The organism is Nostoc sp. CALU 546 (assembly GCF_048836525.1).
The window spans coordinates 1-9,553 of sequence record NZ_JAWJTF010000025.1 but is presented as its reverse complement, the minus strand read 5'-3'; the positions used below and the strand labels follow the sequence as shown (position 1 = coordinate 9,553).

11 protein-coding genes are annotated in these 9,553 nt (G+C 41.9%); 8 read left to right on the top strand and 3 right to left on the bottom strand.

The window, feature by feature from the left end:
- Positions 1-84: 84 nt before the first annotated feature.
- Positions 85-582 (top strand): GNAT family N-acetyltransferase, encoded by a 498-nt coding sequence (locus tag RRG12_RS14870; protein WP_420759870.1) that lies wholly within the window; start codon positions 85-87, stop codon positions 580-582.
- 44 nt (positions 583-626) lie between these two features.
- Here RRG12_RS14870 and RRG12_RS14865 read toward each other — a convergent pair whose 3' ends face one another.
- Positions 627-1,244: a class I SAM-dependent methyltransferase gene (locus RRG12_RS14865; RefSeq protein WP_069071075.1), complete on the bottom strand. Its 618-nt coding sequence runs from the start codon at positions 1,242-1,244 to the stop codon at positions 627-629.
- A 461-nt stretch (positions 1,245-1,705) separates the two neighbouring features.
- On the opposite strand from RRG12_RS14865, the gene RRG12_RS14860 reads away from it, so the two are divergent.
- Positions 1,706-1,993 (top strand): Mo-dependent nitrogenase C-terminal domain-containing protein, encoded by a 288-nt coding sequence (locus tag RRG12_RS14860; RefSeq protein ID WP_334852683.1) that lies wholly within the window; start codon positions 1,706-1,708, stop codon positions 1,991-1,993.
- 193 nt (positions 1,994-2,186) lie between these two features.
- Entirely contained in the window at positions 2,187-2,861 is a 675-nt protein-coding gene (locus RRG12_RS14855; RefSeq protein ID WP_420759825.1) for a response regulator transcription factor, read from the top strand.
- On the opposite strand, the gene RRG12_RS14850 is transcribed toward RRG12_RS14855, so the two are convergent.
- Positions 2,843-3,076, bottom strand: coding sequence for a hypothetical protein (locus tag RRG12_RS14850; RefSeq protein ID WP_420759824.1), 234 nt, complete (start codon positions 3,074-3,076; stop codon positions 2,843-2,845). The genes RRG12_RS14855 and RRG12_RS14850 overlap by 19 nt on opposite strands.
- A gap of 20 nt (positions 3,077-3,096) precedes the next feature.
- Between RRG12_RS14850 and arsM the strand changes: the two genes are divergently transcribed.
- From arsM to arsS, 3 genes are all read left to right on the top strand, one after another.
- A complete protein-coding gene (arsM, locus tag RRG12_RS14845) occupies positions 3,097-4,065 on the top strand; it encodes an arsenosugar biosynthesis arsenite methyltransferase ArsM (protein ID WP_420759823.1) in 969 nt (322 codons plus the stop codon).
- 107 nt (positions 4,066-4,172) lie between these two features.
- Complete coding sequence (locus RRG12_RS14840; protein WP_420759822.1) at positions 4,173-5,132, top strand: inorganic phosphate transporter; 960 nt, start codon at positions 4,173-4,175, stop codon at positions 5,130-5,132.
- Between the two features lie 503 nt (positions 5,133-5,635).
- Positions 5,636-6,643 (top strand): arsenosugar biosynthesis radical SAM (seleno)protein ArsS, encoded by a 1,008-nt coding sequence (gene arsS, locus RRG12_RS14835; RefSeq protein ID WP_420759821.1) that lies wholly within the window; start codon positions 5,636-5,638, stop codon positions 6,641-6,643.
- A 91-nt stretch (positions 6,644-6,734) separates the two neighbouring features.
- Here the strand turns inward: arsS and RRG12_RS14830 are convergent, their stop codons facing one another.
- Complete coding sequence (locus RRG12_RS14830) at positions 6,735-7,655, bottom strand: lysophospholipase (RefSeq protein ID WP_420759820.1); 921 nt, start codon at positions 7,653-7,655, stop codon at positions 6,735-6,737.
- Between the two features lie 546 nt (positions 7,656-8,201).
- On the opposite strand from RRG12_RS14830, the gene RRG12_RS14825 reads away from it, so the two are divergent.
- Together RRG12_RS14825 and RRG12_RS14820 are read left to right on the top strand one after the other, a co-directional pair.
- Positions 8,202-9,263, top strand: coding sequence for a TIGR03032 family protein (locus tag RRG12_RS14825; RefSeq protein ID WP_420759819.1), 1,062 nt, complete (start codon positions 8,202-8,204; stop codon positions 9,261-9,263).
- A gap of 60 nt (positions 9,264-9,323) precedes the next feature.
- Positions 9,324-9,553, top strand: a 230-nt coding sequence (locus RRG12_RS14820; protein ID WP_420759818.1) for an integrin alpha, incomplete at its 3' end; no start/stop codon positions are given.

Genomic DNA, 9,553 nt, shown 5'->3' with positions numbered 1-9,553 from the left:
ACAGAAAGCCTGACACTCACGGACTCACTAAGGCTGCGCTATCTGCCTTCTGCCTTACTCGATAAATTATCAAAGTGTAATTTAATGAACCAGAGCAATCTATCGTTACCATCTGGGTGTGTCCTTCGCAAAGCAATCTCTGCGGATCAGTGGTCGATTCGATTGCTGGTATTCTCAGCGAAACTCGACCCAACCCAATTAAATTGGCAGCAATTTTGGGTAATTGAATGCGATGGAAATCTCGTAGCTTGCGGACAGCTACGTAATTTCTCAGGGGCACAAGAACTTGGTAGTTTGGTCGTTGCATCAGCTTGGAGAGGTCGCAGTTTGGGTACTTTGCTAACGCAGCATTTGATTAATACAGCAACGCAACCACTTTATCTAGAATGTTTAGGTCAACGACTGGCGCAGTTTTACGGTCGCTTTGACTTTGTGCCAATATCTTTTGAAGACTTGCCAAAATTTCCCAGTACAAGAGGCTTGTCTACACTCAAGGGTAAATATAGATTCTCGCAATTAGCTAAAAGGCTGCTCAAAGTTCCTGTGGTGCTTATGGAATATCGAGGTCAGACTAATTCGTAATTCGTAATTCGTAATTAAGATATGATATGCAAAATTACCTATTTTCAAATCGCAGGTTTAGCAAAAATCGTTAGTAAGACAGGCCCTAGTAAATAATGGTGATTCAAACACAATAAGCCAGCGGAGGAACCAAGAAGTTGACGTTGATTAGGGCTGTAGAGTCGAATTCCACGAGGAGAGATGGGCAATAATTGGGGTTCTGTCTCTTTTGTGGAAGTAATGTCAACCAAATAAAAGCGTCCACCGGGAGAAAGTACCCGTGCTATCTCACTAAGCACTTGTTTAGGTTCTAAATAATGTAAGAAGCTGATAGTGCTGAAAACAGCATTAAATTGACCATCAGCAAAGGGAAGAGACTCAGCTTTTCCCTCGATATAAATTAAACGTGGGCGGTGGCGGTTGCTCTGTCTTGCTACCCGCAACATATTAGCAGATAAATCCAATCCGGTGGCTCGCAGATCGGGAAACTGAGTAGCAAGGCGCTCAAGTAAGCGTCCAGTACCACAACCTATATCAAGTACATTTGCTGACTCTGGTAAATCGACGTATTCCAGCAACCGTTTGTGAACAGCTCGATAAAATATTGAAGGAAAGAGCCAGTCATAACTTGGTGCCCATAGATCAAAAAGTAGCTTTTTATTACTGAAAAAGTCATCACTCATTAGTTTTCGCAGCTTCTTTAAAGCTTGATGCTTTTTTAGCTGCGCCTCCAAGAAGTTGGTTAACAACACAAATTAACTATAGCGGTTCTGAATTGGTTATAATACCTGGCTTTTGTCGGGTTAGTTAAGATAGTCGGTGCGTTAGCCTACCGCATAAAACAACGCATCGACTATCTTACGACAATGCAGTTTGGCACAAAAGATATGTTCGCTTTGACAAATTATCGGGAACTGTAGCACTTGAATTTGTAGTTAATAGTGTGCCTAGAAACTCATTTTATCTCTGTAGAGAACTAAAGAACGAGCAATCAGTGCATAAAACTATAGAACCTAACCGTATCTATTTATATAGGACTCATATTTGATTTGGTAAAAAAACTCAGTACCGATCAAAGCGGATTCCTATAGAGGTTCAAATACAAAAAACTCAATCTAGTTTGAAATTATCAAGGTGAAAAATTATGACAAGCTTTATTCAAGTTCGGTTACATAATGATCTACTGCATCCAGTCCGCGAGTGGTTGGAAACGATAGAAATTCATAACTCCAAATTGGCTCATTTCCTGTGCAAAGCTATTCCTGCTCAGTGTCCCTTTGAGCGAGACATCACGCTATTTGGTCGGAAGTTATTTCACATTCCACCGATGTGTAAATTAAATCCCCTATACGAGGAAGTGGTTGGTTTGCGTTTTAAAGCGCTCTGTTATCTTGCCGATGAATGCGGTGAAGATGTCACGGCTTATTGCTGATAGCCAGTTGAATAGTTCTTTGATCAAGGAGCTATCGGTAATTGCAGACTTACGGTTGTTACCTACTCAGGTTTATACTAAGCTAACGTACACCTAATTAGATGTTTAGCTATTAATTAGCTGGCACCTCGAAGACAGTGTTTCCAGACAGTATTTTTGCTTACCGTATCCTGCTGAAATCATTAACATCATCATGACGCACATCTTACTGGTTGAAGATGAAGTCAAACTGGCACGATTTGTCGAATTGGAATTGAATTATGAAGGCTATCAAGTCAGTATTGCCTACGATGGATTGACTGCACTCACCGCAGCGCGGGAGTTGCATCTGGATTTAGTAATTTTAGACTGGATGTTGCCAGGTGTGTCGGGGTTGGAAATTTGTCGCCGTCTGCGAAGTATAGCTGATAAAGTGCCGATAATTTTATTAACCGTTAAAGATGAAGTGAGCGATCGCATTGCAGGCTTAGACGCTGGTGCTGATGATTACCTCGTTAAACCCTTCAGCGTTGATGAATTATTAGCCAGAGTCGGCAACCACTTGCGAAGAAACCACCAACTAGACACAGCAGATATTTTAGAATTTGAAGACCTGAGTTTAAATCGTCGCACGCGGGAAGTGTACCGAGATCAACGGTTAATTGAGCTAACTGCTAAGGAATTTGATTTACTAGAATATCTACTGGCCCATCCGCGAGAGGTAATTACGTGCGATCGTATTTTAGAGGAAGTCTGGGGTTATGACTTCATGGGCGATACCAACATCATTGAAGCTTACATTCGCTACCTGCGCCTGAAACTTGAAGCCAATAACGAAAAATGCCTTATTCAGACTGTGAGTGGTGTTGGCTACACATTGCGTGATTGAATTTGGGCATTGGGCATTGGGCATTGGGCATTGGGCATTATGGTGCATTTTCCCTCATCTCCTCCTACCTTCGTTGTCCCCCTTCCAGTGTCAAATAACGGTAAAACCCCAAAGCTTTCTATCTTAGGAAGATTTGGGGTTTTTGGCAACCTCAGCAAAAACTCATCCAACTCGGAGTTAATTATATTAGGATGCACAAAGCTGTGATAATCCAAAATCCAAAATCCAAAATTGCATGACCTATTTAGAAACAGCAGCGCAATTCTATAGCGAAGTTGCCCAAACCCCGCAAGTTGGACTTTGTTGTGTGCAAAGTACGCCCCTGCAACTACCAGGATTAAAAATTCCTTTGCCAATGCAGGAAATGAACTATGGTTGTGGCACCACTGTTCACCCCATCGAACTAGGAAACCAACCTACTGTGCTTTATGTCGGCGTTGGTGGCGGCTTAGAAGCGTTGCAATTTGCTTATTTTTCCCGTCATGCAAGTGCTGTAGTTGCCGTTGAACCGGTTGGGGCTATGCGAGAAGCAGCCACACGTAATTTGGAAATTGCTGCTCAAGAAAACCCCTGGTTTGACACCAGCTTTGTAGAAATCTGTGAAGGCGATGCTTTTAACTTACCTGTTGCTGATGGTAGCGTTGATATCGTGGCACAGAATTGCCTTTTCAACATCTTTGAGCCAGAAGATTTAACTCGCGCTTTAAAAGAAGCATATCGGGTATTAAAACCAGGTGGACGTTTGCAAATGAGCGATCCAATTGCTACTCGTTCAATTCCAGTACATCTTCAACAAGATGAGCGACTGAGAGCCATGTGTTTATCAGGCGCACTCACATATCAAGAGTATACTGAACGGATCATAAATGCTGGGTTTGGTCAAATTGAAATTCGCGCCCGTCGTCCTTACCGTCTCCTAGATTCTCAGACTTATAATTTAGAAGAAAACCTACTTTTAGAAAGTCTGGATTCTGTCTCTTTTAAAGTCGATATTCCAGAAGATGGTGCTTGCATTTTTACTGGTAAAACAGCAATTTATGCTGGTTCTGAACCCTTCTTTGATGATTCAGCAGGTCATCTACTTCAGCTAGGTATTCCCTCAGCCGTATGTGATAAAACTGCTGCTAAACTTGCTGCCATTAAGCCACTAGAAATAATTGTTACCAATTCAACGTGGCACTATAGCGGTGGTGGTTGCTGTTAATTTTTTAATAATAAATTCAGGTGTCAGAATTCAAAATAATTCTGTGCAAATGGGTAATGAATGGAAAATTGAATTCTGGATTATGACTTTTTCTTTATAACCCCAAAATGTTGTTAATTAGTCTGTTTTTAGCTACGCTTTTTTTAGCATATTCAAATGGTGCAAATGATAATTTCAAAGGTGTAGCAACGCTGTTTGGTAGCCGAACAAGCAGCTATCAAACAGCAATTTTGTGGGCAACTTTTACAACCTTTGCTGGTGCAATAACTGCGACTTTTTTCGCAGGGGCATTAATTAAAAAGTTCTCAGGGAAAGGACTATTACCTGATGCGATCGCTAACGCCCCAGAGTTTCATATAGCAGTAGCGATCGCTGCTGGTTTAACTGTACTCATCGCCACTCTGATGGGGTTTCCCATTTCCACTACTCACAGTTTGACAGGTGCTATTCTTGGTGCTGGATTAGTAGCATTTGGACTTCAAGTTAATTTTGCACTTTTGGGAACTTACTTTATTTTACCTCTATTACTCAGTCCAATTATTGCTATTTCCTTGGGAGCAGGAATTTACAGTTTATCTAACTATATTAATTCAAAATGGCATCTACCAGTCAATCAAAAAATGATTGATACTTGCCATTTTATCAGCGCTGGAATTGTCAGTTTTGCGAGAGGATTAAATGATACTCCTAAAATTGTTTCACTCATCCTGATTATTGAATATTTCTCAATTCAGGGAGGAATGATCACAATAGCGATCGCAATGGCACTTGGCGGTTTACTCAACTCCCAAAAAGTTGCAGTAACTATGAGTGAAAAAATTAGCTCAATGAATCATAGTCAAGGCTTATCAGCAAATATAGTAACTGGAGTTATGGTCATTGTCGCTAGTCGGTTTGGGCTTCCAGTTTCTACTACTTATGTTTCAGTTGGTTCTATTTTTGGAGTAGGATTAATTGGCAAAAAAGCCAATACGCGTATTTTTTATCAGATCCTACTATCATGGATTTTAACTTTACCGACTGCTGCAATTATTAGTGGAATAACCTACAGATTATTGCAAGGTTAGAAAAATTGTCAGAATTCAGCACCCAGGAGTCAGAATTCAGAATTTTTGAAGAAGAATTCAGAAGTCAGAATGCGCTAAACCTTAGCTATCCGCTAACAGGAGTCAGAATAAAGACGCGACGCTCGTTCGCCCTTGGCGTCTCCCCTTCTCCCAAAGGGAGAGGCTAGAGCCAAGGGAGAAGACTCGCTAACGCACGCTACGAAGCACTGCCAGTCATACAGAATACCCAACTGAATTCTGACGACTGACACCTTTATTCTGTTCGATAAGGAATTTAGAATAATTAGTATATTTATTCATCAAATGTTATTCTAATTCTTTAAGTATTCTGACTCCTGAATTGTTACGAAAAATTGAATATATCGGACTCGTATTTGATTTGGTGAAAAAACTCAGTACAACTAAGAACCCTTCTTAACTATTGCCTATTGCCTGTCTACGCAAATTAGAAAGAAATCAAAGCGGATTCCTATAGTTGTGAACTTTTTGAGGAATAGTAAATAATGCAAACTCAATCAATAATTACACTAAATACAGCAGTCAACCCGTTTAACCACAAACTCAGTTCACCTTTGACAAAAAAAGGAATCACTGTTTTACAAATTAATCTAGGTAAGCGTTGTAACCTCGCCTGTACACATTGTCATGTGGAAGCTGGGCCAAAACGGACAGAAGAACTTTCTCCTGAAATTTGCGAACAATTGATTTCGCTAATCCATAAATTTCCCGAAATTAAAATTGTGGATTTAACTGGTGGCGCACCAGAAATGAATTATGGATTTAAGCCACTAGTAGAAGCAGCAAGAGCAACTGGTAAACAAGTGATTGTCCGGTCTAATTTGACCATTTATTTTGAAGATGGATTTGGTGATTTACCAGAATACTTTGTTAAACACCAAGTAAGAATTGTGGCTTCTCTACCCTGTTATCTAGTCGATAATGTTGATAAAATGCGCGGTGCTGGTGTTTTTGATAGTTCCGTCAAAGCTTTACAGTGGCTTAATCAACTCGGCTATGGTAAAGACGAAAATTTAATTTTAGACTTGGTTTTTAATCCCCAGTTGCCCAATGGTGAAAATTTCTCCTTAGCTCCGGAACAGAGTAACCTAGAACAAGATTACAAAATGTTCTTGCAAGAACATTTTGATATTGTATTTAACAACCTCTTCACCATTACCAACCTACCAGTTGGTAGAACTAAAATGCATTTAGAACGGAGAAAACTGTACACCAGCTATTTGCAGTTTTTAGAGTTGCATTTTAATCCCAGCACAGTTGAACATTTAATGTGTCGCGATGAACTTTCAATTGACTATCTGGGTAATGTATATGATTGTGACTTTAACCAAATGATGAATTTGCCAGCAAAAACTCGCAATGGTGAAACCTTGACAGTTGGTAAATTGTTAGAAGCTGGGAGTTTAGACTTGATTAGTGAGATACAAACTGCTGCTTATTGCTATGGTTGCACTGCTGGGTCTGGTTCTAGTTGTAGTGGTGCTTTGCTTTAAAGGAGGCAGGAGGCAAGAGGTTGATATTGCACTTTTGATCCCAAGTCAGCACTCAGAACTGTTTCGGTAATCAAGCCTCATCTGCTGAAAGCTAAGAATTAGGAAACTCTAACTCAGCGTTTCCCCGTGCCAACTGCGCCACTTCAGATGGTAGGTGTTGCTCCAACCAATCTTCCAAATCAGCCATTACCTCGCGGTAATTTATGTCACTCTGAATTTCGTGATAAGCTCCTGGATACTCAATTCTCAGCTTATCTTGGCAATTTACCCGTTGGTAAAAGATGTCACTTCCCGCTGGTAAAGCTACTCGGTCTGCGCCACCGTGAAGAATCAAGAATGGTAATTGCCAATCACCTGCGTGAGCATTAATCCAATCAACTGTTGCAAAAAATTCTGTAGCTAGACGGGCAGTAGCACGGGTATGTCGCAGTGTATCTTGGGCATAGGCGGCTAAGACCTGCGGATCTCGTGAACCAGCGCTGATGTCAATGCCTGTATTCAGGGTGAAACGCGGCCACACCCGTGAGAGCATTTTTCCTAAAAGTACCCGAATTGGTGAAACCCCAACTTTGCCCAAGGTTGGCGCCAGAGCGATCGCACCCTGCAATAATGATGCTTGTTGGGGATAGCGCAGAATGTAATCTAAAACAATTACTGCGCCTAAACTGTGACCCAAGAGAAAAACTGGGCATCCAGGATTCTGAGTCTGAATTAACTGTAAAAAGGCTCCCAGGTCGTCGCGAAATTCACTCCAAGCGTTGATATAGCCTTGCTGACCTGGTGAGTGTCCATGACCACGCAAATCAAAACTATAGACAGCGTATTGCTTAGGTAGCAAATGCTGAATTACATTACCGTAGCGATCGCTGTGTGCTCCAAGTCCATGCAAAATGGCTAAGATTGCCCGGACTTTACCCTGTGGATGCCAGCTTTGATAATACAGGTGAAGTCCTCCAACACCTGGGAATGTACCTTCTCTATGAGAGAGTATGCGATCGCTATGGTCAATCATAGGGTTAATTTTTTACGTATTTTCCCAACAAGCTAATAAAAAGTCAAGATTTATCTGATGTACAGGAATTCAAATTATGAAGATTAGGTAAAGAAGGTTACATGACTTTGCTTAAGTGGTAAAAAAAGAACGGACAAGAAACGATGACCAACATTCTATTCTTATTCACAGAAAGCAGTTCTTGCTGGAGGAAATAAGTATTAACAGAAACTTTAGTTCTCAGTAGAAAACCCAGTTTAAAAAGAAGATATTGATACGAGCGTCAAGTGCAGCAAGATACAACGCGAAGCCACTGCGCTGGAAGGGTTTTACTGGCTACAGAAAGTAGCGTTCCCAATACGGTTCGGTTAAAGGGGAAAGGGAAAAGGGGAAAGGTTTTGAATACATCCTTTACCCTTTACCCCTTACCCTTTCCCCAGACCACAAGGAAAATGAAAAATGCTTATCCGAACCGTATTGGTAGCGATCCTTACTTCAATCCCACATTTTGAAGCGTCAGTTCTTTCTGCCCCGTGAATATCTTTCATCTTCCTCGCTAGGAGAAAAATGAATCAAAATCCTGTAGCTCCTGCCTTCGAGGTGAACGCTTCCCGCCAGTTTACTCCCTGGCTATTCGAGCAAAATCTGAGTCTGGCGTTTACCACTTATCAAGCAGGGAAATTATTTTTCATTGGCTTGCAATCTAGCGGCAAACTATCTGTTTTCGAGCGCACCTTTCAACGTTGCATGGGTTTGTATGCCCAAGGTAGCAGCTTATACATGAGTTCGCTATATCAACTGTGGCGCTTTGAAAACACCCTACAACCGGGACAAGTTCACGACAACTACGATGCCGTCTATTTGCCCCAAGTGAGTTATGTGACTGGAGACTTAGATATCCATGATATCGCCCTAAGTAATTCTCAAGCAAATAATGATTCAGAGAATCTAATATTTGTCAATACTTTATTTAGCTGTTTAGCAAGAGTCAGTCAAACCCACAGTTTCATTCCCCTGTGGCAACCGCCGTTTATTAGTAAATTGGCAGCAGAAGACAGATGTCATCTCAACGGATTAGCAATGCGAGATGGTCAACCCAGATACGTCACTGCTGTGAGTCAGTCGGATGTGGCAGAAGGATGGCGGGACAGGCGGGCCGATGGTGGTTGCGTCATTGATGTGGAAAGTAACGAGATAGTCACCACGGGACTTTCCATGCCCCATTCGCCTCGGTGGTATAAAGATAAGCTGTGGTTACTCAACTCTGGGACAGGAGATTTTGGCTACCTAGACTTGAAACGGGGCAGCTTTGAACCTGTGGCATTTTGTCCGGGATATATGCGTGGTTGTGCATTTCATGGCGACTTTGCGATCGTCGGAGTTTCTCAGCCCAGGCACAACAAGACTTTTAGTGGTTTGCCTCTAGACGAGAAATTATTGCAAAAAAATGCTGAACCTCGCTGTGGGCTATTAGTAATTGACCTGAAAAGCGGGGATATTGTGCATTCCCTGCGAATGGAGGGGGCGGTACTGGAATTATACGACGTGGTGGCACTACCAGAGGTGCGTCATCCAATGGCGATCGGTTTTAAGAGTGATGAAATTCGGCGAATGGTGACGATGGGATGAGAGACGTGAAATTTCACGTTTCTACAGCCGACAAAAAAATCATAAGGAGAATCAACAACAATGGCTAATGCAGTTTTAAATCTATCTGAGCTTAACGGCAGCAACGGCTTTGTGATTAACGGCATTGCTGAGTCTGACAACTCAGGCAGGTCTGTCAGCAGTGCGGGGGACATCAACGGCGACGGCTTTGATGACCTAATTATCGGTGCAATAGGTGCCGACCCCAACGGTCAGAATAGTGCAGGGTCAAGCTACGTGGTGTTTGGCAGCAATAGTGGCTTTGATGCCCA

Excerpts from the sequence above, each read along its gene's own strand:
- arsS (WP_420759821.1), top strand. The coding sequence starts at position 5,636 with ATGCAAACTCAATCAATAATTACACTAAATACAGCAGTCAACCCGTTT.
- RRG12_RS14855 (WP_420759825.1), top strand. The coding sequence starts at position 2,187 with ATGACGCACATCTTACTGGTTGAAGATGAAGTCAAACTGGCACGATTT.
- RRG12_RS14830 (WP_420759820.1), bottom strand. The coding sequence starts at position 7,655 with ATGATTGACCATAGCGATCGCATACTCTCTCATAGAGAAGGTACATTC.
- RRG12_RS14860 (WP_334852683.1), top strand. The coding sequence starts at position 1,706 with ATGACAAGCTTTATTCAAGTTCGGTTACATAATGATCTACTGCATCCA.
- RRG12_RS14870 (WP_420759870.1), top strand. The coding sequence starts at position 85 with ATGAACCAGAGCAATCTATCGTTACCATCTGGGTGTGTCCTTCGCAAA.
- RRG12_RS14865 (WP_069071075.1), bottom strand. The coding sequence starts at position 1,244 with ATGAGTGATGACTTTTTCAGTAATAAAAAGCTACTTTTTGATCTATGG.
- RRG12_RS14825 (WP_420759819.1), top strand. The coding sequence starts at position 8,202 with ATGAATCAAAATCCTGTAGCTCCTGCCTTCGAGGTGAACGCTTCCCGC.
- RRG12_RS14840 (WP_420759822.1), top strand. The coding sequence starts at position 4,173 with ATGTTGTTAATTAGTCTGTTTTTAGCTACGCTTTTTTTAGCATATTCA.
- arsM (WP_420759823.1), top strand. The coding sequence starts at position 3,097 with ATGACCTATTTAGAAACAGCAGCGCAATTCTATAGCGAAGTTGCCCAA.